Below are 300 nucleotides of genomic sequence, written 5' to 3'. Positions count from 1 at the left end.
TGGTCACGCGCCTCGATGGCGGACCGCAGCGGCCTGTCGAAGTCCACCATCGGCCGGATCTGGAAGAAGTTCCAGCTCAAGCCGCACCTGACCGACACGTTCAAACTGTCGACGGACCCGTTGTTCGTGGAGAAGGTCTACGACGTCGTCGGCCTGTACTTCAACCCGCCCGGCGGCGCGGTGGTGCTCTCGGTCGACGAGAAGTCCCAGATCCAGGCCCTGGACCGGTCCCAGCCGGTCCTGCCGATAATGCCGGGCATGCCCGAGCGCCGCACCCACGACTACGTGCGCAACGGCCTG

Annotated in this window: 1 pseudogene; it reads left to right on the top strand. The window is 66.3% G+C overall.

Annotated features, from left to right (window positions below):
- Nucleotides 1–300 (top strand): annotated as a pseudogene (locus tag RM590_RS35865) (IS630 family transposase); the annotation flags it as partial.

It is taken from the genome of Streptomyces litchfieldiae, assembly GCF_031845365.1.
GTDB lineage: Bacteria > Actinomycetota > Actinomycetes > Streptomycetales > Streptomycetaceae > Streptomyces > Streptomyces litchfieldiae.
This window is presented reverse-complemented; position numbering and strand designations above follow the sequence as displayed.